The organism is Agromyces capsici (assembly GCF_058349965.1).
On record NZ_JBYRET010000001.1, the window covers coordinates 1,482,594 to 1,507,135 of the forward strand.

The 24,542-nt window shown below is 72.3% G+C and carries 18 protein-coding genes and 2 tRNA genes; 13 read left to right on the forward strand and 7 right to left on the reverse strand.

Annotated features, from left to right (window positions below; genetic code table 11):
* Positions 1 to 14: 14 nt before the first annotated feature.
* On the forward strand, positions 15 to 1,307 hold the full coding sequence (locus tag AC3RKB_RS07100; RefSeq protein ID WP_491435391.1) for an MFS transporter: 1,293 nt from the start codon (positions 15 to 17) through the stop codon (positions 1,305 to 1,307).
* Positions 1,308 to 1,423: 116 nt separating this feature from the next.
* Positions 1,424 to 2,791 carry an amidase domain-containing protein gene (locus AC3RKB_RS07105; protein WP_491435392.1) on the forward strand — a complete coding sequence of 456 codons (1,368 nt, stop codon included), beginning with the start codon at positions 1,424 to 1,426 and terminating at the stop codon, positions 2,789 to 2,791.
* Positions 2,792 to 2,810: 19 nt separating this feature from the next.
* Here AC3RKB_RS07105 and AC3RKB_RS07110 read toward each other — a convergent pair whose 3' ends face one another.
* The gene (locus tag AC3RKB_RS07110) at positions 2,811 to 4,010 is read right to left on the reverse strand and encodes a polysaccharide pyruvyl transferase family protein (protein ID WP_491435393.1); all 1,200 of its coding nucleotides are present in this window, start codon (positions 4,008 to 4,010) and stop codon (positions 2,811 to 2,813) included.
* Positions 4,011 to 4,161: 151 nt separating this feature from the next.
* On the opposite strand from AC3RKB_RS07110, the gene AC3RKB_RS07115 reads away from it, so the two are divergent.
* Both AC3RKB_RS07115 and AC3RKB_RS07120 read left to right on the forward strand, forming a co-directional pair.
* On the forward strand, positions 4,162 to 6,324 hold the full coding sequence (locus AC3RKB_RS07115) for a glycosyltransferase (protein WP_491435395.1): 2,163 nt from the start codon (positions 4,162 to 4,164) through the stop codon (positions 6,322 to 6,324).
* Entirely contained in the window at positions 6,321 to 7,616 is a 1,296-nt protein-coding gene (locus tag AC3RKB_RS07120) for a nucleotide disphospho-sugar-binding domain-containing protein (protein WP_491435396.1), read from the forward strand. Before AC3RKB_RS07115 ends, AC3RKB_RS07120 begins: the two co-directional genes overlap by 4 nt.
* On the opposite strand, the gene AC3RKB_RS07125 is transcribed toward AC3RKB_RS07120, so the two are convergent.
* From AC3RKB_RS07125 to AC3RKB_RS07135, 3 genes are all read right to left on the reverse strand, one after another.
* The gene (locus AC3RKB_RS07125; RefSeq protein ID WP_491435397.1) at positions 7,565 to 8,275 is read right to left on the reverse strand and encodes a glycosyltransferase family 2 protein; all 711 of its coding nucleotides are present in this window, start codon (positions 8,273 to 8,275) and stop codon (positions 7,565 to 7,567) included. The genes AC3RKB_RS07120 and AC3RKB_RS07125 overlap by 52 nt on opposite strands.
* 85 nt (positions 8,276 to 8,360) lie before the next feature.
* Positions 8,361 to 9,992 carry a phosphoglucomutase (alpha-D-glucose-1,6-bisphosphate-dependent) gene (gene pgm, locus AC3RKB_RS07130; protein WP_491435398.1) on the reverse strand — a complete coding sequence of 544 codons (1,632 nt, stop codon included), beginning with the start codon at positions 9,990 to 9,992 and terminating at the stop codon, positions 8,361 to 8,363.
* A gap of 269 nt (positions 9,993 to 10,261) precedes the next feature.
* On the reverse strand, positions 10,262 to 11,548 hold the full coding sequence (locus AC3RKB_RS07135; RefSeq protein WP_491435399.1) for a DUF445 domain-containing protein: 1,287 nt from the start codon (positions 11,546 to 11,548) through the stop codon (positions 10,262 to 10,264).
* A 204-nt stretch (positions 11,549 to 11,752) separates the two neighbouring features.
* Between AC3RKB_RS07135 and pheA the strand changes: the two genes are divergently transcribed.
* The 3 genes from pheA to AC3RKB_RS07150 are packed head-to-tail and all read left to right on the forward strand — an operon-like array spanning position 11,753 to position 13,619.
* The gene (gene pheA / locus AC3RKB_RS07140) at positions 11,753 to 12,712 is read left to right on the forward strand and encodes a prephenate dehydratase (RefSeq protein WP_491435400.1); all 960 of its coding nucleotides are present in this window, start codon (positions 11,753 to 11,755) and stop codon (positions 12,710 to 12,712) included.
* A gap of 5 nt (positions 12,713 to 12,717) precedes the next feature.
* Entirely contained in the window at positions 12,718 to 13,320 is a 603-nt protein-coding gene (locus AC3RKB_RS07145; RefSeq protein WP_491435401.1) for a hypothetical protein, read from the forward strand.
* A complete protein-coding gene (locus AC3RKB_RS07150; RefSeq protein ID WP_491435402.1) occupies positions 13,317 to 13,619 on the forward strand; it encodes a hypothetical protein in 303 nt (100 codons plus the stop codon). Before AC3RKB_RS07145 ends, AC3RKB_RS07150 begins: the two co-directional genes overlap by 4 nt.
* On the opposite strand, the gene AC3RKB_RS07155 is transcribed toward AC3RKB_RS07150, so the two are convergent.
* Positions 13,606 to 14,619, reverse strand: coding sequence for a diacylglycerol/lipid kinase family protein (locus AC3RKB_RS07155; protein WP_491435403.1), 1,014 nt, complete (start codon positions 14,617 to 14,619; stop codon positions 13,606 to 13,608). The genes AC3RKB_RS07150 and AC3RKB_RS07155 overlap by 14 nt on opposite strands.
* A 109-nt stretch (positions 14,620 to 14,728) precedes the next feature.
* Here AC3RKB_RS07155 and serS point away from each other — a divergent pair, with 109 nt between their 5' ends.
* From serS to AC3RKB_RS07185, 6 genes are all read left to right on the forward strand, one after another.
* Complete coding sequence (serS, locus tag AC3RKB_RS07160) at positions 14,729 to 15,997, forward strand: serine--tRNA ligase (protein WP_491435405.1); 1,269 nt, start codon at positions 14,729 to 14,731, stop codon at positions 15,995 to 15,997.
* Positions 15,994 to 16,794 carry an HAD family hydrolase gene (locus tag AC3RKB_RS07165; RefSeq protein WP_491435407.1) on the forward strand — a complete coding sequence of 267 codons (801 nt, stop codon included), beginning with the start codon at positions 15,994 to 15,996 and terminating at the stop codon, positions 16,792 to 16,794. Before serS ends, AC3RKB_RS07165 begins: the two co-directional genes overlap by 4 nt.
* 76 nt (positions 16,795 to 16,870) lie before the next feature.
* On the forward strand, positions 16,871 to 18,334 hold the full coding sequence (locus tag AC3RKB_RS07170) for an LCP family protein (RefSeq protein ID WP_491435409.1): 1,464 nt from the start codon (positions 16,871 to 16,873) through the stop codon (positions 18,332 to 18,334).
* A 162-nt stretch (positions 18,335 to 18,496) separates the two neighbouring features.
* Positions 18,497 to 18,581 (forward strand) — tRNA-Ser (locus tag AC3RKB_RS07175).
* A gap of 39 nt (positions 18,582 to 18,620) precedes the next feature.
* Complete coding sequence (locus AC3RKB_RS07180) at positions 18,621 to 19,925, forward strand: LCP family protein (protein ID WP_491435410.1); 1,305 nt, start codon at positions 18,621 to 18,623, stop codon at positions 19,923 to 19,925.
* Positions 19,926 to 20,068: 143 nt separating this feature from the next.
* Positions 20,069 to 20,157 (forward strand) — tRNA-Ser (locus tag AC3RKB_RS07185).
* Between the two features lie 78 nt (positions 20,158 to 20,235).
* Here the strand turns inward: AC3RKB_RS07185 and AC3RKB_RS07190 are convergent.
* The gene (locus AC3RKB_RS07190; protein WP_491435412.1) at positions 20,236 to 23,277 is read right to left on the reverse strand and encodes a trypsin-like peptidase domain-containing protein; all 3,042 of its coding nucleotides are present in this window, start codon (positions 23,275 to 23,277) and stop codon (positions 20,236 to 20,238) included.
* A complete protein-coding gene (locus tag AC3RKB_RS07195) occupies positions 23,274 to 24,395 on the reverse strand; it encodes a trypsin-like serine peptidase (RefSeq protein ID WP_491435414.1) in 1,122 nt (373 codons plus the stop codon). Before AC3RKB_RS07195 ends, AC3RKB_RS07190 begins: the two co-directional genes overlap by 4 nt.
* Positions 24,396 to 24,542 lie beyond the last annotated feature (147 nt).

The window sequence follows — 24,542 nt, forward strand, 5'->3', positions numbered from 1 at the left end:
CGTAGGCTGCCGAGGTGGGCGACGGTGCGATGACCCCTGAGCGGATGGCGCGTCCGCCCCACCCGCGCGGAGGCAACGGCCTGCAGCTCGGCCTGCTGATCCTCAACCAGCTGCTCGCGGGCGTGGGCGTGGCGACGGGCATGGCGCTCGCGGCCGTCCTCGTGGCCGACCTGACGGGGTCCGAGGCGCTGGCCGGGCTGGCGCAGTCCGGGAGCGTGCTCGGTGCGGCGGTCTCCGCGGTGCCGCTCGCGCGGCTCGCGGTGCGGGCCGGGCGTCACGTCGCGCTCGCCACGGGGTACGCGTTCGCGGTCGCGGGTGCGGTGCTGATCGTCACGGCCGCGGCGACCGGGCTGGTGCCGGTGGTGTTCCTCGGCCTGGCCGCGTTCGGCGCGGGCGCCGCGGCGGGGCTCCAGGCGCGCTTCGCGGCGACCGAGGTCGCGGCGCCGGGATTCGAGGCCCGCGCGATGTCGCTCGTGCTCTGGGCGACCACGATCGGCTCGGTCGCCGGGCCGCTGCTCTCGTCGACGGGGGACGACCTCGGCCGGGCGATGGGGCTCCCGCCGCTGGTCGGTCCCTTCGTGATCTCCGGGGCCGTCTTCGCGATCGCGACGCTCATCGCCGCGACGGCGATGCGCCTCCCGCGCGCCGGCCATCTCGAGTCCGACGCGGGCGAGACCGGGTCCGACGAGCGGGTGGGCGCGTGGGCGGCGCTGCGCTCGACGTTCGTCGAGCGCCGTGGGCGCCTCGCGATCCTCGCCATCGTCTGCTCCCACACGGTGATGATCACGGTGATGGTCATGACGCCCGTGCACATGACCCACCACGGGCTGCCGATCCCGCTCGTGGGTGTCGTGATCAGCATCCACATCCTCGGCATGTTCGGCGCGAGTCCGCTGATGGGGTGGCTCGCCGATCGGATCGGGCCCACGCGGGTGATCGCGATGGGCGGCGCCATCCTGCTCGTGGCGACCGTGCTCGGCATCGTCGCCGGCGACTCGATGGCGATCCTCCCGCTTGCGCTCGGCCTGCTCGGACTCGGATGGTCGGCCGGGCTCATCGGCGGGTCGACGCTGCTGACCACGACGGTGCCCGCCGCGATGCGCGTGCCGTTGCAGGGTGCGACGGATGCCGCGATGAACGTCGCGGCCGCGACATCCGCCGCGCTCTCAGGGGTGGTGCTGGGGATCGCGGGGTTCGCGGGCGTCAACGTCGTCGCGATCCTCGTGCTCGTGCCGCTCGTGCTCGCGGGCGTCGGCGTGGCGCGCGCGAACCGTCGCGCCGAGCGGGAGTCCGCCGCCAACGCCTGAAACCGAGTCGCGGTCGGCATTCACGTTCCTCACAGGCCCCGCGAGGGATCCTCACAAGCGGGCGTGATGGGCTGTCGTGTCCCCCTGAATGCCGACACGGAAACCCCCATTCCCTCGTGCCCGAGAACTCCAAGAACTTCCCCCTGCCCGATTCCCGCCGTTCGACCTTCCGCGCCCCCGACCCCGACGAGGCGCGCGCGTTCGACCTGACGCCGTCGAGCGCGCCCGAGCCGGCCGAGGCCGAGGTCGAGGCCGTCACGGCCCGACGCGCCGCATCCGTCGCGGCGGTGCTCGCCGACCTCGACCTGCCCGACCTCGCACCCGCCACGCCGGCGCGCCGCCGCTCGACGGCCCTGCCGACGCCGGAACGCACCGCCGAGGCGTCGCCGTCCGACGAGGCGCCGCCGTCCGACGAGCGTCACCCGCGCCACCGCGCCGACCGGATCGGCAACCGTCGACCGTCGAGCGGCCTGCGCCGCGCGCTCGCGCTCGGCCTGGCCGCGACCGTGGTCGGCGGCGCGCTCGTCAGCGGCGTGGTCGTGGCCGGCGCCGACCGCGACGCCGCCGCGGCGACCGCTGCCGAGGACGCCCGCGAGTCCGCCATCTCCGCCGCTGCGGGAGGCGAGGCCGCCGCCGACGCGATCGTCTCCGAGGTCGAGGCCTCGCGACCCGTCGTGACGGGAGGTCTCTCGACGCAGGAGGCCCCGTTCACGGGCGGCACCGAGGTCACGGTCGAGGGACGCAACCTCGACGAGGTCGCCCAGGTCAGCGTCGCCGGCGCCCCTGCGCAGATCGTCGCGGTCACGCCCGACACCATCACGTTCGCGGTGCCGGCCGTCGACGACGCAGTCCGCGGCGAGGTCGCGGTCGAGCTCACGGATGTCGCGGGCACGCCCGTCGACATCGAGACGCCGGCCGCGCCGTCCGCCCCCGCGACCTCGACCGATGCGACCGCGACGGACGTCGACGCGGCGACCGCCGCGGCCGACCCGCTCACGATCACCTACACCGCCGACCCCGGGATCGACGCGCAGGTGGCCTACGTGCTCGCGTACTGGTCGTCGTACAACGCCGCGCAGTACCCGGTGCTGAGGGGCGTCGACTGCGCCAACTTCGCCAGCCAGTCGCTGATCGCGCGCGGCTGGACGATGGACGGCGCGTGGTACTACGACGCCGGCACCCGGCAGATGTCGCCCTCGTGGTCGAGCTCGACCGCGCTGCGCGACTACCTGCTCACCCAGCCGGCCCGCGCCACGGCGCTCTCCGACGCCCAGCGCGACCAGGTCAAGGCCGGCGACATCGCCCAGTTCGACTGGGACGGCTCGGGCGACCGCGACCACACCGCGATCGTCACGCGCGTGGAGCACACCGACCAGGGCACCAAGGTCTGGGTCGGCGGCCACACCAAGGACGCCGACTACTGGGACGTGGACCAAGCGCTCGCGACGGGCGGCGGCACGGTCTCGTACTTCTCGCTGAGCTGACGAGCCCGATCGCCCCGGCTCAGCCGGCGAGCGCCTCGGCGACCCGGTCGAACCACGCCGTCGAGGCCGCCTCCGCGTCCGGTCGGGCCCGCTCCGCGGCGGCCCGCGCGGCCGCCCGCGCGTCCCAGGCGCGCCGGAGCGCGTCGCCGCCGGCCGGCGAGACCGCCTCGGCGAGGTCGATCACGGCGTCCTGATCCCACCAGCCCGTCGCACCGCGCAGCTTCACGGCCGTGTACTCGTCGGCGGACAGGGCCGCGATCGGCACGCCGGCCGGCGCCGCGAAGACCGCGGGGTGGTAGCGGCTCGTCACGAGCATGGCCGCGCCGCGAGCCAGCCGTGCGGCCGGTCGGGGGTCGCCGGGCTGCAACGCGACCGACGGGGTGCGCAGCTCGCTGCGGATCGCCGCGTGCAGGACCTCGTCGCCCGCCGCGACTGCGGGGTCGAGCGAACCGAAGTGCGGGTGGAAGGCCAGCGGGAGCCCGGCGTGGTCGGCGAGCGCGTCGAACGCCGCGGCCGCGCCGCGGACCGCCTCGTCGCGCGGGATCCCGCCGAGGTGCACCGAGAGGCTCACGAGGATGCGCGGCTCCGCGACATCCGCCTCGTCCGGAGCGGCGTCGCCGTCGCCGAGGCCGAGGAAGCTCGCATCGTCGCGGTTCGCCGCGAGCCGCCCGGGCTCCACCCCGAGCTCGGACGCCAGTCGCGCCGACGCGTGCTCGCGCACGCCCACCAGCCGCGCGGAGCGCAGCAGCCCGCCGACCAGCTCGCGATCCCGACCGTCGAGGCGCGGACCGAACGTCTGCCCCGAGACGACCAGCGGACGGCCGAACCGCTCCGCGATCGCACCGAGCGCCGCCCGCTCGTAGACGTGCAGCGGCCAGTTCGACGCGAGGTTGCCGCCGCCCGCGACCACGACCGCGTCGGCGCGCTCGACCGCATCGATCACGGGCCACGCGGAATCCCCCCGCGGCAGCGTCGGCGCGCCCGCGGCCGCGGCGAGCACGTCGGCCAGCCGCGACTCCATCTCGGCGCGTGACCCGGTGAACCGGATCCGGCCGACGGCCCCGATGCCGTACCGCGCGGCGGTCTCCTCCGGCGCGCTCGAGACGCCCGTGATCGCCGTCGCGCCGCGCCTCCGCAGCGACTCGACCATGGCCTCGAACATCGCCTCGTCGCCGATGTGCATCATCCCGTCGGCGACGCCGACGTCACCGATCACCACGACGTGCATGCTCAGGGGTCCCTTCTCCCAGCGAACTGTCAACCGGGTGACAGGAACGTCCATCATGCCGAAGTATCATCCAGAGCGCATGCGCCGTCGACGTCCGGCACTCCCGGGCGCCGGCGCGTGCCACGACCGAGGGGGTGCTGCCGTGGGGGTTCAGACCGCGCTCGACGCCGTGATGCAGGCGCCGACCATCGTCGACGCGATGCGCCTCGCTGACGACCTCGCGTTCGAGGCCGGTCGCGATCCCGGCGTGCGCACCATCCGCGTGCTCGAGCAGGCGCTGCAGGGCGAGGACCAGCTCGCGGCGATCGCCGCCGCGCACGCGCTCGCCGGGGTGATCGACAACGAGGCGGGCCGGGTGCTCGCCCGGCTGCTCTCCGACGAGCGCGCCTTCCTGCGGGAGCACGCCGCGTGGGCGCTCGGAGCGGGACTGCCGCGGTTCGAGGCGATGGGGCGCCTGCTCGGGATGGTCGTCGACGGCGGATTCGCCGGGATGCTCGCGCAGCGCACGCTCGAGCACTGGTCCGGCGCGACCGCCGAGGCGGTCGTCGTCGGGGTGGAGGGCGCGCTGCTCGGCATCGCCGAACCCGAGGCGCGCGCGCGACTCGTCGAGACGCTCGGGCTGGTGCGCGACCCGCTCGCCATAGGTCCGCTCATGCGGCTGGCCGCCGACCGGTCCGAGGCCGACCTCGTTCGCGCGGCCGCGGTCTCCGCGCTGGGCCAGCGGCCCGGGCACGACGACCTGCCCGAGCTGCTCGAACGGCTGGCCTCGGGCGACGCGTTCGTGTCGGATGTCGCGCGGCTGGCGCTCGTCGACCTCGCAGCGTCAGGGCAACCGGCACGTCGTCGCGACGCGGACGCACTCACGGTGGCCCAGCTGTTCCTGCACGCCGACATCGATCCGGCGCTGAGCTCGGCGGGTGCGGGCGACAACGGGGGCATCGCGACACTGCTCGTGCGGCTCGGCGACGCACTCGCCTCGGATTCCGCAACCGGCGTCCACCGGGTCATCACGCTCTCCCGCGGCTCCGTGCAGGAGGCGACGGCCGACCTGCTCGCGCTCGAGGCCGACGGCCGCGTCGGCCACGAGTACGGCCGCATCCCACTGCTGCGCGACCCCGTGCCCTCGGCCGAGGCGTGGCCGATGCGGGTCGCCACACGTCGCGGCATCCGACGGATCATCCGCGCCGCAGGCGGCGTCGACCTGCTGCACCTGCGCATGGCCGACGTCGGCAGCCTCGCCGCGGCCGACGTCGCGCGCGAGCTGGGCGTGCCGGTCGTGTTCACCGTCGCGCCCGACCCGCACGCGGTGATCGAGTCGCTCGACCGCTCCGGCCGGCTGACGCGCGAGGACTTCGGCCGGGTCGACCTCGCCGAGCACTTCTGGTTCCGCAGCCGGCTCGTGCAGCGGCTCGCGGCGAACGCGGCGCACACCGTGCTGTTCCCCCGGCCGAGGCTCCACGAGGACATGCGGCGGCTGGTCGGGATCGATCTCGGCGCGCACGCCGAGCGGCACACCATCGTGCCCGAGGGCGTCGACCTCGTGACGATCGACCGGGCGCTCGCCGAGGCGGCAACGCACGCGGACGGCGGCGAGCCCGGCCCGGCGCTCGCCGAGCTCCGCACGCTGGTCGACGGGCTCGCGGCCGAGCGCCGCGGCCTGCCGCTCGTGGTGAGCGTCGGCCGCCTGCACCGCGTCAAGGGCATGGCGACCCTCGTCGAGGCCTGGGCGAACGGGCCGCTCGCCCAGCGCGCGAACCTGCTCGTGATCGGCGGCGACCTCGTGTCGCCGTCGCCCGACGAGCGCGAGCAACTCGCCCGCATCGAGGCCGTGGTCCCCTCCCGCGAGTGGGCGCGCGCCGGCCTGATGCTGCCCGGCCACCGGCCGAACGACGTCGCGGCGCGGTGGCTCGCGGCCGCGCGGCTCGGCCTGCCCGGCCTGACCGCGCCGGGCGGCGTGTACGCCTGCGCGAGCATCAAGGAGGAGTTCGGCATCGCGCTGCTCGAGGCGATGGCGACCGGCCTGTTCGTGGTCGCGCCCGACGGCGGCGGGCCCGCGACCTACGTCGAGGACGGCGTGACGGGGATCCTCACGGCGACCTGGGATGCCGGCCGGCTCGGTGCGGCCCTCGATGCGGCCGTGACCGCGGCCGGCGCGGAACGCGACGCCCGCCGTGCGGAGCGGTCGCGGGCGATGGTGCGCGACCAGTTCACCATCCAGCGGATGTCGTCGGCCCTCGGCGAGGTCTACGGCCGGGTCGCACGTGACGAGGCCGCGCTGCTCGAGCTCGTGGACCGCGCCCGATGACCCTCCTGGTCGTCAGTCCCGACTACGCCTCGCACCTGCTGCCGCTCGCCACGCTCGCAACGGCGTGGCGCGACCGAGGCGAGCGCGTCGTGGTGGCGAGCGGGCCCGCGACGGCCGGGATCGTCGACGCCTTCGGGTTCGAGCGGCACGACCTGCGTCTCGGACGCGGATCGAACCCGGGCGTGATCTCGGCGGAGGAGCAACCCGTCGACGAGGGCGCCTCGCTGCGCGGGTTCTTCGCGGCGACGCGCGCGGGCGCCGTCGCGACGCTGCGCTACCAGGCGGCCGAACGGCTCACCGACCTGATGTGGCAGCCCGTCGAGTCGGCGCGGGCGACGCAGCGGGTCGTGGCCGAGGTCCGGCCCGACCAGGTGCTCGTCGACCACCTCGCGTTCAGCGCGCGACTCGGACTCGCGACCGCGGGCATCCCGCATGGCGACGTGGTGCTCGGACACCCGAGCGCGCTGCCCGTCGGCGACGAGGTGTACGGGTTCCCGCCGGCGTGGCCGACCGCGATCACGCCCGAACCCGCCGAGCTCGCCGGCCTGAGGCGCGAGTGCGAGCTCGTCTCGGAACGGTTCGCCGAGGAGTGGAACCGGGCCGCCGGCGAACTGGATCCGGCGCACCATCCGATCGACGACGCCTTCGCGGCGCACGGTCCGCTCGTGCTCTACAACTCGCCGGCCGAGCTCGCCGACGACGCGCGCCGTGCGCTCCTGCCTCCGCACCGGTTCCTCGGCTCGGCGCGGCGCCAGGAGGCGGTCGACGCCGAGGTCGCGCACTGGATCGCGACCGCCGGCCCGTTCGTGTACGTGAGCTTCGGCAGCTTCCTGTCGGTCCGCGGCGACGTGCTGCGCCGCGTGGCCGACGCCCTGCGCGCGCTCGGCGTACGCGCCGCGATCGCGTCGGGCTCGACCGATCCCCGCGAACTCGGCGAGATCCCGGCCGACTGGCTCGTGCGCGGCTACCTCCCGCAGGTGCGCCTGCTGGCGGCGGCGTCGGCCGCCGTCACGCACGGCGGCAACAACTCCGTGACCGAGGCGATCGGGTCGGGCGTGCCGCTGGTGGTGCTGCCGTTCTCGACCGACCAGTTCGCCGGTGCGGCCGCGATCGAGGCGAGCGGGTTCGGCACGGCCCTCGACCCGAACGCCGCGAACGCCGACGAGATCGGCGCGGCGGTCCGGCAGGTGCTCGACCTGCCCGCCGAGGTCCGGGCGCGACTCGACGCCGTCGCCGGGGATCAGGCCGCGAGGCCCGGGCCCGAGCTCGCGTTCGATGCCCTGACCGACTGACCCTCCGCGACGAGCGCCGTCATCGCGGCGACGTCGCCTGCGGCGGCTCGGTAGCGCTCCATGAGCCCGGCGTTGCGGTCGTACTGCTCGCCGGCGCGGACCTCCGCGACGTGGTGCAGCGCGTAGACCGTGCCCTCGTGCCGTTGCGGCGGCGCGCCGAGCAGCGTCTCGTGCGCGAGGTACCAGGCCGAGTCCTCGAAGCCCCAGCCGCGGAACCGCTCGTCCTGGCCGCCGTGGGCCTCCCACGTTCGCCGCGTCGTGACGTACACGCCCGAGCAGGCGCCGTGCACGAGCACGAACGAGCAGTCCGCGGGTGCGGCCCCCTCGGCGAGTTCGGCCGAGCCCTCGGGGCCGAGCCAGTGGTACGACGTGTACGGCAGCTGCACGCGCCCGCTGCCCGGTGCCGCAGCGACCGCCTCGCGGAGCGCGCCCGGCTCGGGCAGGGTGTCGGCGTCGTTGACCACGATGACGTCGTCGGGGTCGGCGAGCCCGGCGATCGCGAGGTTGCGCGTGCGCGCGAGCACGAACACGTCGTCGTCGCTGTCGATCGTCTCGATGCGGAACTCGGGCAGTTCGCGCCCGTACCAGTCGACGAGCCGCTCGAACGCGGCGATGCGCGAGGGCGCGGGGCGCCACGGGATGACGACGAGGTTGGTCACCACGCCACTCTAGGCATCGACGCCGCACCCTGGATGCGGCTTGACAACGGCCCCGTCGGCCCCGTCGGCCCTGCGTCTCCCCGGGTCAGGCCGACGCGAGCGCCGCGTCGACGATCCGCTTCGCCTCGGCCTGCACCTCGGCCAGGTGCTTCGGGCCCTTGAACGACTCGGCGTAGATCTTGTACACGTCCTCGGTGCCGCTCGGTCGGGCCGCGAACCAGGCGTGCTCGGTCGCGACCTTCACGCCTCCGACGGCCGCGCCGTTGCCCGGTGCGTTCGAGAGCTTCGCGACGATCGGCTCGCCCGCGAGCTCGGTGGCCGAGATCGCGTCGCCGTCGAGCTTGCCGAGCGCGGCCTTCTGCGCAGCGGATGCCGCGGCATCCGTCCGCTCGTAGGCCGGGTCGCCGAAGCGCTCGACGAGTTCGGCGTATAGCTGCGACGGGCTCTTGCCCGTGACCGCGCGGATCTCGGACGCGAGGAGGCACAGCAGGATGCCGTCCTTGTCGGTGGTCCACACCGTGCCGTCCTTGCGCAGGAACGATGCGCCCGCGCTCTCCTCGCCGCCGAACGCCACCGAGCCGTCGATGAGGCCGGGCACGAACCACTTGAACCCGACCGGCACCTCGACGAGACGGCGGCCGAGCGAGTCGGCGACGCGGTCGATCATCGAGCTCGACACGAGCGTCTTGCCGATCGCGGCATCGGCCGGCCAGTCGGGCCGGTGCGTGTAGAGGTACTCGATCGCGACCGCGAGGTAGTGGTTGGGGTTCATCAGGCCGTCGTCGGGTGTGACGATGCCGTGCCGGTCGGCGTCGGCGTCGTTGCCGGTGAGGATGTCGAACCGGTCGCGGTTGGCGAGCACCGACGCCATCGCGTTCTGGCTCGACGGGTCCATGCGGATCTTGCCGTCCCAGTCGAGCGTCATGAACGCCCAGCGGGTGTCGACCTTCTCGTTCACGACCTCGAGGTCGATGCCGTAGCGGTCGCGGATGGCGCCCCAATAGCCGACCGACGCCCCGCCGAGCGGGTCGGCGCCGATCCGGATGCCGCTGCGCTTGATCGCGTCGAAGTCGATGATCTGCTGCAGGTCCTCGACGTAGTTGCCGCGGAAGTCGTAGGTCTCGACCGCGCTCGGCTCGGCCTGGTTGACCTCGTGCAGCTCGCCCTCGATGAGCTCGTTGGCGCGCTTGGCGATCCAGCTCGTCGCGTCGGAGTCGGCCGGCCCGCCGTGCGGCGGGTTGTACTTGATGCCGCCGTCCTGCGGCGGGTTGTGGCTCGGCGTGATGACGATGCCGTCGGCCTCGCCCTCGGCGCGGCGGGCCGGGTCGTTGTTCCACTTCAGGATGGCGTGGCTCAGCGCCGGCGTCGGCACGTAGTCGTCGTACTGGTCTGCGAGCACGCGCACGCCGTTGGCGACGAGCACGTCGAGGGCCGTCGTCTGGGCCGGACCGCTGAGGGCGTGCGTGTCGGCGCCGATGAACAGCGGACCGGTGATGCCCTGGCTGTTCCGGTAATCGACGACGGCCTGCGTGATCGCCAGGATGTGGTCCTCGTTGAAGGCGGTGTTCAGGCTCGATCCGCGGTGGCCCGAGGTGCCGAACACGACGCGTTGCTCGGGGATCGAGACATCGGGATGCAGGTCGTAGTACGCCCTGAGCAGGGCCTCCACGTCGATCAGGTCGGATTCGGTCGCCGGGGTGCCCGCTCGCTCGTGCATGCCCCCAGTCTGCCCCTCCGCCTCGTCGGCTTCCACAATTCAGGAGGCGCAGTCTGCGAAGGGGTGCGGAATTCAGGACGCGCATCCTGCGAAGGGGTGCGCAATTCAGGACCGCACGGCGGGGCTGCTGCGGTCAGGGCGGCGATTCGAGCGATCCTGGCGGAAGCAACCCGGGTCCGCTCCTGAATTCTGCGCGCGCCTCGGCGGGTGGGCTCCTGAATTCTGCGCGCGCCTCGGCGGGTGCGCTCCTGAATTCTGCGTCTGGTCGGTCATGTGAGGGACTGCACGGCCGTCGCGATCGCGTGGATGGCGAGGCCGGCGAGCGCGCCCACGACCGTGCCGTTGATGCGGATGTACTGCAGGTCGCGACCCACCTGCAGCTCGATCTTCTCCGTGGTCTCGGTCGGGTCCCACCGCTCGACCGTCTCGGTGATGACGCCCGCGATCTCGTGGCGGTACTTGCCGACGACGTAGGACGCGGCATCCGTGACCCACACGTCGACCTTGCCGGCGAGCTCGGGGTCGGTCGCGAGCCGCGCGCCCACCTCCGTGAGCGCCGATCGCAACCCGGCGCGCAGCTCGCTCGCCGGGTCCTCGAGCGACGTGGCGAGCGAGACCTTGACCGAGCCCCACACCTCGCCGGCGAACTCGCGCAGCCGCGGGCTGTCGACCAGGTCGGCCTTGAGGCGCTCGACGCGGGCGATCATGGCGGGGTCGTGCTGCAGGTCGTCGGCGAGGTCGGCGAGCCACCCGTCGATCGCGAGGCGAAGCGGATGGCTCGGCTCGGCGCGCACGGACTGCGCGAACGCGAGCACCTCCCGGTAGGCCTTGTCGTCGACGAGCCCGCCGACGAAGCCGGGCACCCACTTCGGCAGCCGGCTCGAGACCATGGAGCCGAACGTCTCGGGATGCGCGGCGAGCCAGGCCTCCGCCTTCTCGAGCACCGCGTCGACCGCGGCCCGCTGCTGGTCGGCGGCGATGAGCCGGGCGCCGACGCGCCCGATCGCCGGGCCCCACTCGGGCTCGAGGAGGTGCTTCCGCGCGAGCTGCTCGATGACGTTCGCGACGTCGTCGTCGGAGAGCAGCGCGAGCACGCCGCGACCGGCGACGGAGGCCTCCGCCGTGACGCGCTCCGCGTTGGCGGGCTCGCGCAGCCACTCGCCGAGCCGTCGTGCGACGCCCATCGAGCGCAGCTTGCCCGCCACGACCGCGTCCGAGAGGAACTCGTCCTCGACGAAGGCGCCGAGCGCGGCGCCGATCTCGTCCTTGCGGCGCGGGATGATCGCGGTGTGCGGGATCGGCAGCCCGAGCGGATGGCGGAACAGCGCGGTCACCGCGAACCAGTCGGCGATCGCGCCGACCATGGCGCCCTCGGCGGCGGCACGCACGAAGCCCATCCACGGTACGGTCTCCTGCAGTGGGAACGCGACCGCGAACACCGCGGCGGCCACGAGCAGCAGGCTCGTCGCGAGCCGCTTCATGCGCCGCAGGGCGATGCGGCGCTCATCGTCGGTGGGCACCGTGCGGCGTCGCGCAGCGACATCCGTCTCACTCACCTCACGCACCCCCTCGTGCCGAATTCAGGAAACCCCCGTGCGGAATTCAGGAGCCTCGGCCCGCCGACGCCTGATCGGAACGCGGAACGTCCGCACCGATCCGGCGTCGCGAGCCGCGACTCCTGAATTCTGCACCCGCCCCTCCTGAATTCGGCACGGTGTCATCCGCGGGTGGGCGGATGCGGCGCGCCGTAGGCTGGCGGCATGACGGATGCCGCAGCGCCACGACCCGACGAGACGTACTCGTACCTCGGGCCGGCCGGCACGTTCACCGAGGCCGCCCTCAAGCAGGTGCCCGAGGCGGCCGGCAAGCACTGGCGCAGCGTCAACAACGTCGGTGAGGCGCTCGCCGACGTCGTCGCGGGTCGCTCGACCGCCGCGATGATCGCGATCGAGAACTCGGTCGACGGCGGCGTCTCGGCCACGCAGGACGCGCTCGCGACGGTCCCCGGCCTGCGGATCGTCGGCGAGTACCTCGTGCCCGTGAACTTCGTGCTCGTCGCGCGTCCCGGCACGCGGCTCGACGAGGTGCACGTCGTCAACGCGCACCCGGTCGCGTACGCGCAGTCGCGTGCCTGGCTCGAGCGCGCCCTGCCCGACCACGCCCACCTGCCGGCGACGAGCAACGTGCAGGCCGCGGCATCCCTCTTCGAGAGCGGCCTGGCGGATGCCGCGGTGGCGCCGCCCGGCATCGTCGACCACCTCGACGTCGACGTGCTCGCCGAGCAGATCGGCGACAACCCGCGCGCCATGACGCGGTTCGTGCTCGTGAGTCGTTCGCGCACCCTCACGCCGCGCACGGGCGCCGACAAGACGAGCCTCATCGTCGAGCTGCCCGACGACGAGCCCGGGTCGCTGCTGGCCATGCTCGAGCAGTTCTCGACGCGCGGCGTGAACATGTCGCTGCTGCAGTCGCGCCCCATCGGCGACGAGATGGGCCGCTACCGGTTCGTGATCGACCTCGATGGGCACGTCGAGGACGAGCGCGTCGCCGACGCCCTGCTCGGCCTCCGGCGGTTCAGCCCCAAGGTCATCTTCCTCGGCTCGTACCCCCGCGCGGACCGCCGCGAGGTCGAGTACCACTCGAAGTACGACGACGAGATCTTCATCGAGGCGCGCGACTGGCTGCGCGGCATCCTGAGCGGGGAACCCGGAGAGGACTGAGCGACATGTCGGGGGCGGCGACGGGGCCGGAGTTCGATCCGCGGTACGACGCGCGGTTCCAGCGCGGCTGGGCCGGGGGCGAGGCGGATGGCGCGGCGCCGGACGAACCACCCGAGGGCGACGCGGTCGAGGCTCGTCCGGGAGAATCGCCGGCCTCGTCCGCGCCCGAACGTGCGCTCGACGCGCCGCGTCCGTCCATCGATCGAGTCGATGGTTCGCACGTCGAGGCCGCTTCCGACGCGCCGGAGCCGGCCCCCGGCTGGCCGGCCGAACCGACCGTCCCGCCGTCACCGGGACCGGCGGTCGACGCGACAGTCGAGGCCGACGCGGCCCGGATCGTGCGGATCGCGCTCGGGATCGCCTGGGCGATCTCGGGGGCGGCGGCGGTGATCGGCGCCGGGCTCGTGTGGTCGCTCGTCGCCACGACCGATCCGTTCGGGCGTCGACCGGGCGATCCCGAGCTGGTGCTGCAGACCCTCGCGCAGTTCGCCGCGCCGAGCCTGCTCGCGACGGGCCTGCTCGGCATCGTCGTGCTCACGATCGTCGACGGCCTCCGCCGGGCGAACCGCCTCCCCGCGCCGGCACCCGGGAACGGGTCCGAACCGTGATCCGCGCCCTGCTCGACCGCTCGGTCGCGGTGCTCCTGGGGCTCGCCGTCGTCGGCCTCGCCGGCCTGTGGCGCCTCACCGCGTGGGACCTCGAGGCGATCGAACTCGCGAGCAGCGGCACGCTCACCCTCGAGCAGCAGGACGCCCTCCAGCGCATGTTCATCCTGCCGTACCTGCTGAGCCCGGCCGCCACGACCGTGCTCGTCGCCGCACTGATCGGACTGCCCGTCGTCATCGGCGCGCGGTACGCCGCGATCGTGCGCGCGAGGCGCGCCTCAGCGACGCCTACTTCTGCTTGACCCGGATGGTGAGCGCCTTCGGGTCGATCACGAACCGCGCGGCCGTGATCGTGCCCTTCTCCTCGCCGTCGATCTCGAACTCCTGGGGCTCGCCGTCGATCACGACGTCGATGGAACGGCCGCTCGAGTAGACGACCTCGCGCCGCCGGTTGCCGCCGGTCAGGTCGATGAGCTGCCGCCCGAGTGCGGACTTGCGCAGCACCCGGTTCTCCCACGCGACCTTGCGCCAGACCATGAGCCAGCCCCAGAAGTTCTTCGGCTGGAGGCGAACCACGTCGAGGCGGCCGTCGTCGATCGACGCGTCGGGGATGAGCTCGATGTTGCCGGGCAGGTAGCCGAGGTTCGCGATGAGCACGCTCGCCACGCGGGAGCGGTGCGTGCGGCCGTCGTCCATGCGGTGCGCGACACGGAACGGCGCCGAGTTCGGGATGGCGCGGAGGCCCGCGTCGACATAGGCGAGCCAGCCGACGCGCTTCTTCAGGTCGGGATCGGTGTTGGCGATCATCGCAGCGTCGAAGCCGATGCCGCTCATCACGAGCGAGACCTCGGTCTCGGTCGAGCCGTCGGGCCGGCGTACGCGGGCGCGCACGACGTCGACCGCGCGGTCGGCGCCCGTGAACGCGAGTGCGACGGCGGCGGGGATGTCGTTGACCGGGATGTCGAGGTTGCGGGCGAAGAGGTTGCCCGTGCCGAGCGGGATCAGCCCGACGGGGATCTCCTCGTCCTCGAGCCCCTCGGCGACCGCGCGGACGGTGCCGTCGCCGCCCGCGGCGATGACGAGGTCGACGCCCTCCTCGACCGCCTTCCGGGCCTGGCCGGTGCCGGGATCCTCTTCGGTGGTCTCGATCCAGAGCGTGGGGCCGAAGCCGTGCTGCGACTCGACCTCGGAGACGGCGGTGCGCAGCGCATCGACGCCCTGCTTCACCGGATTGAAGATCACCGCCGCGCGCTTGGTTCCGCCCGCGGCATCCGTTCGCTCTTCGCTGCCCCCACCATCCATGCGTCGAATCTAGGGCATGGCGGGCTGCGAACATCCCGGGTTGCGGTGCATGGGCCGCGCCGGGCAGAGGCCGAAGGCGCCGCCGGATGCCGCGACTACACTTGCACGGGTGATCGACCCCGTGCTGCTCCGCGAGAACCCCGACCTGGTCAAGCGCTCGCAGGAGGCGCGCGGCGAGTCGTCCGCGTTCGTCGACGACGCCGTCGCCGCGGATGCCGCGCGTCGCGCCGCGATCGCCGCGTTCGAGATGCTCCGCGCCGAGCAGAACGCGTTCGGCAAGCAGGTCGCGAAGGCCCCGAAGGACGAGAAGGCCGGGCTCGTCGCGCAGGCGCAGGAGCTCGCGGCGAAGGTCAAGCAGGCCAACGCGGAGGCCACGACCGCCGAGGAGGCGTTCACCGCGGCCGTGCAGCGCATCGGCAACGTCGTCATCGAGGGCGTGCCGGCCGGCGGCGAGGAGGACTTCGACATCCTCCGCGAGGTCGGCGAGATCCCCGCGTTCGGCTTCGAGCCGCGCGACCACCTCGAGATCGGCGAACTGCTCGACGGCATCGACATGGCCCGCGGCGCGAAGGTCTCCGGTGCCCGTTTCCACTTCCTCAAGGGAGTCGGCGCGCGCCTGCAGCTCGGCCTCATGAACATGGGCCTCGACAAGGCCATCGCGAACGGCTTCACGCCGCTCATCACGCCCACCCTCGTGCGGCCCGAGATCATGCAGGGCACCGGGTTCCTCGGCGCGCATGCCGAGGAGGTCTACCACTTGCCGGCCGACGACCTCTACCTCACCGGCACGAGCGAGGTCGCGCTCGCCGGGTACCACTCCGACGAGATCCTCGACCTGTCGAACGGCCCCATCCGGTACGCGGGCTGGTCCACCTGCTACCGCCGCGAGGCGGGCAGCCACGGCAAGGACACGCGCGGCATCATCCGCGTGCATCAGTTCGACAAGCTCGAGATGTTCTCGTACGTCGACCCGGCCGACGCCGAGGTCGAGCACGAGCGGCTGCTCGCCTGGCAGGAGGAGATGCTGCAGGCGCTCGGCCTCGCGTACCGCGTGATCGACGTCGCCGCCGGCGACCTCGGTTCGAGCGCCGCGCGCAAGTACGACGTCGAGGCGTGGGTGCCGACGCAGCAGGCGTACCGCGAGCTCACCTCCACGTCGAACTGCACGACGTTCCAAGCGCGCCGCCTCGACATCCGCCACCGCACCGAGAGCGGGAAGACGGCGCCCGTCGCGACGCTCAACGGCACGCTCGCCACTACTCGGTGGATCGTCGCGATCCTCGAGACGCACCAGCAGGAGGACGGGTCGGTCGTCGTGCCCGAGGGGCTGCGCGGCTACCTCGGCGGCCTCGAGGTGCTCCGCCCCGTGACCCGATGAGCGAGCGCTGGTTCGTCGCGCTCGACGTCGACGGCACGATCATGCACGAGGACGAGACCATCGACCCGCGCGTGGCCGACGCCGTCGCCTCGGCCGTCGCGCGCGGCCACCTGGTGACCCTCGCCACCGGTCGGTCATGGTCGACGACCAGGCCGGTGCTCGAGCACCTCGAGCTGGAGCCCGACTACGTGGTCACCGCGAACGGCGCGATCACCATGCGCCGCGACCCCGAGTCGCCCGAGGGCTGGGTGCGCGCGCACGTCGAGACGTTCGACCCCACCGCCGTGCTCGAGCGGATCCGCGAGGTGCTGCCCGAGGGCCGCTTCCTCGTCGAGCTCGGCGACGGCTACCGCCTGTTCACCGAGGGCATGACCGACTGGAACCTCGAGCGCGCCCGCCAGGTCGAGTTCGACGAGCTCCTCGGGCAGGAGGCGACGCGCGTCGTCGCGACGTCGGTCGACCACGACCTCGACGAGTTCTTCTCCATCGTCGAGCGGATGGGCCTGCACCACGTCAGCTACGCGATCGGCTGGACGGCGTGGCTCGACATCGCGCCCGATGGCGTGAACAAGGCGACCGCGCTCGAGCGCGTGCGCGGCTGGATGGACGTGCCGCTGAACCGCGTGATCGCCGTCGGCGACGGGCGCAACGACATCGAGATGTTCCACTGGGCCAAGGCCGCGGGCCGCGCCATCGCGATGGGGCAGGCGCCGGGCGAGGTGATCGCCGCGGCGGCCGAGCGCACCGGCACGATCCACGAGGCCGGGCTCGCCGCCGTGCTCGACTCGCTGCCCTGAGCGTCGCCGCGCCGGAGGTTGCCGCACTTCGGGGCTGATCTGGGCTTCCGCGAGTAGGATCGGCGCGGGGGAGAGCGTGAGCGAGTCGGATTCCGGGTCGAGGGGCGACGCGCCGCCGGTCGGCGAGGGCGCGTCGGAGGACCGTGCGCCCGAGGGGGTCGGCGCCGCCGACCTGCATGCCTCGACCGAGGGTCCGCTGTCTGAGCCGCTGCGGCTCGTGCCGCCGGCGCCGTCCACCGGCGCGATCCCCGCGCCGGTGCTCACCGAGGCGACCCTGCCGCCCGCGCGCCACGGTCGCCTCGCACGGCACCGCACGGGACGCACGGTCGCGAAGGTCGTCGGTGCGACGGTCGCCGTCGTCGCCGTGAGCGCCACCGCGATCGGGGCGTTCGCCGTGGTCGACGTCGTCCGCGAGATCAAGCCCGCGGTCGTGATCGAGCGCGAGGAGATCCTCGAGGACGTGCCCGACATCGGCGCAATGGAGGGCGGGCTGAACTTCCTGCTCGTCGGCAGCGACAAGCGGCCGCAGAGCGGCGCGTTCGGCGATCCCGAGATCGAATCGGGCGTGCTGAACGACGTCACGATGCTCCTGCACATCTCGCAGGACCACTCGCACGTCGAGGTCGTGAGCTTCCCGCGCGACATGCTCGTCGACGTGCCGGAGTGCCCGGACCCCGAGAACCCGTCCGGGCCGGGCTACTCGGCGCGGTACGGCGTGAAGATCAACTCGATCCTCAACGACGGCGGCCTCAACTGCGTCGCGGCCACGGTCGAGGCGCTGCTCGGCATCACGATCCCGGTCGGCGGCATCGTGGAGTTCGACGGCGTCGCCGCGCTCTCCGAGGCGGTCGGCGGCGTCGAGGTCTGCCTCGTCGACCCCATCGACGACTCCTGGACGGGCCTGCAGCTCGAGGCCGGCACGCATTCGCTGTCGGGCTATCAGGCGCTCGCGTACCTCCGCACCAGGCACGGCGTCGGCGACGGCAGCGATCTCGGCCGCATCTCGAGCCAGCAGGCCTTCCTCGCCTCGCTCGCCCGGAAGCTCCAGGCGAGCGGCACGCTCGCCGACCCGGTCCGCCTGTACTCGATCGCGAAGGCGGTCCTGGCGAACATGACGCTCTCGCAGGCGCTGCAGGATCCGACGCGCCTCGTGACCGTCGCACGGGCGATGCAGGCCATCGACCTGGAGAAGATCGCGTTCGTCCAGTTCCCGACCGTGTACACCGACGACATGAGCGCGGTGGTGCCCTCCGGCTCGGCGGCGGTGCTCGCGTCGGCGCTGCAACGCGACGTGCCGGTCGGCTTCGACCCGGCGGCGACGGGCAACGCCTCGTTCGGCACCGTCGACCCGAACGCGGGCGCGGCCGAGGCGCCGGTCGAGGCGCCGGCGGCGACGGATGCCGCTGCGCCGCCCACTGACGGCGCCACCCCCGCGCCATCCGCCACCGCCGCCCCCACGCCGACCGCCGAGGCGCTGCCCGGCGATGTCACGGGGCAGACCGCGGAGGACGTGCGCTGCGCGTCGGCGAACTGGGGCTGATCTGGGGCTGAGGAGCCCTCGGGCGCGCGTCGCGCCATCCGTTACAGGACCTTTTCAGGCTGCGCGTGGAAGTCTGGATGGAATGTGCTTCGGCTAGAATCGGGGCCTGCCCAGCCCGATGACGCGCCGCGGACACCCGCGGAGCGCCCGCGTGCCGGGCGAGGAGGGCTGTCCGAGCGGCCGATGGAGCTGGTCTTGAAAACCAGTGGGCAGCAATGCCTCGTGGGTTCGAATCCCACGCCCTCCGCACCCGAAGGCGAACGACGACGAGAGAGGAGCCGCCTGAGTGAGCCGATCGACGCAACCTCCCGCGCGTTCTGAAGACACGCTTGCGCTCGCCCGTCACGGGAGACTGCGCCGGCACGGCATCTGGTCGACGGTGCTGAAGGCCGTCGCGTCCGTGGTCGCGGTCGTGCTCGTCTCCGGTACTGCGGTCGCCGCCTACGCCGCGCTCGACCTCGCCGCCACGGCGAAGCCGAGCGTCACCCTCGGCAACGAGGAGGTGCTCGCCGGCGTGCCCGACGTCGGCGCGATCGAGGGCGGCGTCAACATGCTCATCGTCGGCAGCGACAGCCGCCAGGGGCAGGGCGACGGATTCGGCGACCCCGACGAGGAGACCGCCGTCCTCAACGACGTGACGATGCTCATGCACATCGCCGAGGACCACTCGCACGCGTCGGTCATCAGCTTCCCGCGCGACATGCTCGTCGACGTGCCCGCGTGCGACGACCCCGAGAACCCGGGCGAGCAGCTGTACGAGCTGTACGACGTCAAGATCAACTCGGTGCTCTCGCACGGCGGCATGCCGTGCGTCGTGAAGACCATCGAGGAGCTCACCGGCGTGACGATCCCCTTCGCGGGCATCGTCCAGTTCATGGGCGTGGCCGGGCTCTCCGAGGCCGTCGGCGGCGTCGAGGTCTGCGTCGCCGAGCCGATCGAGGACGAGTACACCGGCACCTTCCTCACCGCCGGCACCCATTCGCTCTCGGGCATGGCCGCCCTGCAGTTCCTCCGCACGCGCCACGGCGTGGGCGACGGCTCGGACCTCGGCCGCATCTCGAACCAGCAGGTCTTCCTCAGCTCGCTCGCCCGCAAGCTGCAGAGCGAGGGCACCTACTCCGACCCGGTCAAGCTCTACGGCATCGCCAAGGCCGCGCTGGCCAACATGCAGCTCTCCGACAGCCTCACCGACCCCGTCCGCATGGTCTCGATCGCGAAGGCGCTGAAGGACATCGACCTGACCCAGATCGCGTTCATCCAGTACCCGACGGGCTACGTCGACGGGTATGCCGCGGTCATGCCCACCGACTCGGCCGAGGTCGTCGACCTCGCGCTCCAGAACGACACGCCGGTCGTGTTCGACGCCGCCGCGCAGCAGGACTCGTCGTTCGCCTCGGCGGCCGACCCGAACGCCGCGCCCGCCGACCCGGCGGCGCCCGTCGAGGAGGTTCCGGCCGAGGAGACGCCCACGACCGAGACCCCTGCGACCGAGGCGCCCGCGCCCACGCAACAGGCGCTCCCGAGCGATGTCAGCGGCCAGACCGCCGCCGAGACGCGCTGCTCGGCCGGACGATCGCTCGCCGACCAGTAGGCGCTCGGGCTCGCGTTGCGGCGCTCGGCCGGCGCGGGTCGGCGTCCGCGCGGCGCGCCGCGCGCGGCATCCGCTCGCTCGAATCGTCTTTCGACCGGATGCCGGTTATGATTGCAGTCGCGTTCGCCTTCGGGTGTCCGCGAGGAGACGTCGCATAGTCCGGTCGAGTGCACCACCCTGCTAAGGTGGAGTCCCCGTAAGGGGACCGCGGGTTCAAATCCCGCCGTCTCCGCTCACCGAAGTACTGATCAGCTGTGATTCGACGTGCGCAGCCTCTGGATCGATCGGTTGCGTCTCGCCGAGACCACGCTCAGATCGGCGTGCTCAACAGGTCCTTGATGGCAGTCACCGGCACACCGAAGCCGAGCTTCCTTCCCGCGCCCTCGTACCTGCCGCTGTGGTGGATGCCGATGACCTCGCCCGTTTCGAGGTCGATGATCGGCCCGCCCGCCGCGCCTGCCATCGTCCAGCACTCATAGGTCAGCTGCGCCTCCTCGACCACGGTGATCACCCCCGGCATGATCGTCTTCTCGCCCATCGGAATCGTCTCGAAGGCCGCCAGCGTTTCGAGTGTGGGAACGAAGGTGATCCTCGGGTACCCGATCACCGCGATCCGCGTTCCGACCTCAGGCGTCGCCCACCGAATCCGCAATGGCGCCGGGCCCCCTGGAGCGGTCCGTACCAGAGCGGCGTGGCGGTCGTCGTCCGTCGCTCCCACGATCTCCTCGATGACGACGTGCTGGTCGTCGAAGAAGGCGGCCATCGGTTGCTCCCTCGCGATGAAGTCCGTCGTCGCGACCGCGCGAGGGCCGATCAGAAAGCCGGTGCCGATGAAGGGATTCGGGCTGCCCGGGCCCGGCTCGATTCGCGCCGTCGCGTCCGCGGCAGCGTGCAGCGGCGCTGCCCACGCGGGCGCGTGCTGCACGCTGAACGCCTTCGATATCACCGCTTGTCCGCGAGTGTCGAACGCCGTCCAGAGTTCGCCGGTGAAGGGCTCGGGCGCGATCGGGGGCGGCATGCTCTCCGTTGCGAGTTGATCGGTGACCCACGCCTTCAACATCCGGTACCCCTCGCCGACGATCGGCACGGCGGGATTGTTCGCCGCGTGCTTCATGTTCTCGTCGCGGTCTCCGACGAGTGCGGCGAGAACCTGTGCATCGGCGAGCCTCGCGCTCTCGAGTCGCTTGACGACGTCCTCGAGTTCCGGGCCCGGGCCGTCGAGTGCGAGTCGGTACCCGAGCACGGCGAGGGCGAGCGGGTCCAGGTCGCGTGCGAGCAATTGCGCAGCCTCGTCTTCGTACAGCGCGGTGCGGGCCTCGAGGGCGCGCCAGTTCTGTTCGACGAGGCGGATCGTGTCGTCGAACGGTTGCCGGGGTTCGACGGGCTGAAGGTACCGGTGGATCTCGGTCTGCTGCGCCGATTCGCGCGCGATGACGATCGTCCACACGTGGCCGGCGATGAAGGGCAGTGGAAGGCGTCGCGGGTTGAGTTCCCGTGTCTGCAACGTGAGGCTGGTGTCCTGAGTCACGGGCGCGTGCCACTGCACTGCTGAACCTGCGAGCGCAGGCAACGACGTCCACACCGCCGTCTGCTCGTTCATCCGAACGAGCAACTGCTCCATCGGCCCCCCGAGCGGGTTCGCCTCAAGCGCCAGCGCATCGCCGACGAGCACACGCACGAAGCACTCATCGGGGGCGGCAGGCACGCGGTCGACGCCCAGTTCGCGGAGCTTCTGACCATGTCCGTCGGATTCGTACTGCGCCGCTGACGCCGCCCACGCGAGCAACGAGCCAAGATGTGTGGTCGTGACGATCCCGAACGCCTCGGAGGGCACGGACATGCCGTCGTGCGGCTGGAGCATGCCGGTACCGGCCGGCAGCCTCCGTGTGAGCTGGGAGTCGGGGCGAACGAAGATCACCTCTGGCTCGTCGGCCGTCACGAGTACCGACTGGACACGAGGCCGCTCGGTCGGCAGCGCGATCTCCACGCGGTAGGAGCCGACCGGCAGCTCTCTGTCGAGCCATCCCCACGCTGACGCGACCCGCTTGCCTTCCGCGTCGAGTACTTCGATCCGTGCGTAGCGGTCGCGCGCGTCGACCAACAGCTTGCCGAGCCTGCCAGCCGCGAGTTCCGCGCCGTCGGGGGAGAAAGAAGGCGAGAAGGAGACATCTTCTCCGCCCGGGGGTACGCCCAACCCCTCGAGTCCGACGTCGTCGCCGCGGCCGATCACGCCACCGAACTCGACGCTCGGCTTGGGGGTGAGGTCTGCGTGGAGCTCCATCGGCCCGATGACCTGGACCTTCCTCGCCCAGTTCTCGAATCCGAGTGCCTCGATCTCGATCTTGTGGAAATCCAGCGACAGCTCCCACTCGATCGGTACTCCCAGCGGCGGTGGCTTCTCCGCCTGACGCTCCCACTCCTTCTTCCAGTCGTTGTAGGCGCGGATACCGGCGGTGCCGACCGCGGTGGCATCCTCGGGCTCGACGAAGACCCGGACCCGCGCAGATGGCTTGTGCTTGAATCGCGCGAGCTCGAGTGAGCTCGGCATGCGGAACAGACTCTCGGCCGGCTCCTGTGTCGGCAGGGTCCTGCCCTCGCGGCGCGCTTCCTCCGACTGCAGTTGGATCTGGCCCTTCGTGTAGTCGGCGAGCGCGCCGAACGTGAGGAAGAACTCTTCCGTGTCGGAGTCGGGCTCGAGCGCGGGCCCTCTGCCCTGCAGTCCCTCCATCAGTGCGCGGCCGAACAGGCCGTGAAGGCCCTGTTCGTTCGCAAGCTGGCCCGCGGTGGTTGCGAACAGGACCGCCTGTCGCGCCTGGGCTTCGGCCGGAGACTTCGACAGGTCGAAGAAGAGCGTGGTCATCGCAGTGACGCGATCGTCGTCGCCGACGATGCCCCGGCAGGCGTCGACGAAGAACAACTGATCCCGCGGCGGGCTGACGAGCATCTTGCGCATCCACGAGCCGAGTTCGATCGGGTTCGAGCCCCGGTAGCGGTCGAGGTCCTGTACGTCCGCCGGCACGATGATTGGTGCCTCATCCGGCCCGCCGCCGCCCGGAGCAAGGCCGTGGCCGGCGTAGAAGAACCAGAGCCGATCGGCACCTGCGCCACTCGTCTGGTGATCGTAGAGCGCGTCCCGGATGGCTTTCTCGGTCGCCGGCTGGAACTCCATGTCGTCGACCGGGCGATCCTCGTGGGGGGAGAGCAGCAGCGTCAGGGTCTCCTCGGTGGCCCGATCCGCGCCGGGCGCCGTCACCCATTTCGCGAATGCGACGGCGTCGCGCACCGCTGCCCGAAGCTCCCACGCCTCGTTGACGTAGGCGTCGAGACCGATGACCAGGGCTCGATCGCTCATGATGCGAACCCGATCCCGTGCTCGGAGAAGAAGGGTTCGTCCTTCACGAGCCAGAGTGGCACGGAGTAGTTCGCGACGCCGTACCGACCCGCATAGTGCAGCGCGACGACGCGGTGGTTGTCGAAGTCGATCACCGGCGAGCCCGAGCTGCCGCCGAGCGTCGAGCCGTCGTGGCTCTCTCGTGGTCTGCCCGCCGCGATCGGGAGGTCGTCCACGAGCCCGACGAGCTGTCCGGGCGAGACGCGCTTGAGGCCGCTCGACGTCGCGTCGCGGAAGAGCAGTTTCGCGACCTGCAGGGACACCCCGTGCGGCGGGGTGACGCCAGGGTAGCCGGCGAGGTAGACATCGTGTCGCGCGACCGCGGCCGGCGGCACGGCGTGCATGCGCAGGACCAGGTCCGTGCTGTTCTCCACGCCCGTGACGTCGAGCAATGCCATGTCGAGGAGTGGATGGAAGGCGCGGATCTTCGTGACTCTGCCGATCGCGGCACTCGCGGCGCTCGGCATCTCCGCTGGATCCCAGACCGCGCGCCGCGATGGGTCGTCGTCCCACCGCGCGTTGGTCGTGGCCACCGCCGTGGGGAGCTTGTCGAGCCATGCCGGGTCGTGGTGCGGGTCGAGGCCGCACAGTGCCCCGGCGACGTGCCGGTTGGTGAGGACGAGATCCTCGGCGACGAACCACCCCGTGCCGACATGCACGCGTTCGCTCGTGTCGATCCGTCCCACGCCGCGGATCCTCCGAATCACCGACTCATGTGCCGTCCTGAGCCGCTCCCACGACTGGGGGATCGCCGGAACGGCGTCGTCGACGACGCGGAGCGCCGGTCGGGCGAGCAGGTGCACGAACGCGTGGAGTGCCTGGATCTGCTCGGCCGAGAGCATGGCGTTCGCATCCTTCTTCAGGGCCGCGGCGGCGGCCTGCGCCTCGGCGAACTCGTTCCTGAGCTCCGGGTCGTCGCCCGGATCGCCGACGAAGCCGGTCTCGATCGGTGCGCGGCTCCGTGCGAGTCCGAGCAATGCTGCGGCCGGGTCGTTGCCCAACACGTCATCGAGTTGCTGCTGCGACGGCAGCACCGACTCGAGCCACTGCTGCTCCTGGACGCCGCTCCTGCCCGACATGTCGAGCCTCCATTCCTCAGGACCGTGCACGGACGGACATTGGGCGGCTGCCACGGATGAGGTCGCGCGCCCGTTCCCCGGTCTTCGTACGGATCCTCATGAGCGGGTCGGCGAGGGCGGGAATCGCCATCCTGGCCTGCAGCCCCC

Excerpts from the sequence above, each read along its gene's own strand:
- AC3RKB_RS07145 (WP_491435401.1), top strand. The coding sequence starts at position 12,718 with ATGTCGGGGGCGGCGACGGGGCCGGAGTTCGATCCGCGGTACGACGCG.
- AC3RKB_RS07120 (WP_491435396.1), top strand. The coding sequence starts at position 6,321 with ATGACCCTCCTGGTCGTCAGTCCCGACTACGCCTCGCACCTGCTGCCG.
- AC3RKB_RS07155 (WP_491435403.1), bottom strand. The coding sequence starts at position 14,619 with ATGGATGGTGGGGGCAGCGAAGAGCGAACGGATGCCGCGGGCGGAACC.
- AC3RKB_RS07195 (WP_491435414.1), bottom strand. The coding sequence starts at position 24,395 with ATGTCGGGCAGGAGCGGCGTCCAGGAGCAGCAGTGGCTCGAGTCGGTG.
- pgm (WP_491435398.1), bottom strand. The coding sequence starts at position 9,992 with ATGCACGAGCGAGCGGGCACCCCGGCGACCGAATCCGACCTGATCGAC.
- AC3RKB_RS07190 (WP_491435412.1), bottom strand. The coding sequence starts at position 23,277 with ATGAGCGATCGAGCCCTGGTCATCGGTCTCGACGCCTACGTCAACGAG.
- pheA (WP_491435400.1), top strand. The coding sequence starts at position 11,753 with ATGACGGATGCCGCAGCGCCACGACCCGACGAGACGTACTCGTACCTC.
- AC3RKB_RS07165 (WP_491435407.1), top strand. The coding sequence starts at position 15,994 with ATGAGCGAGCGCTGGTTCGTCGCGCTCGACGTCGACGGCACGATCATG.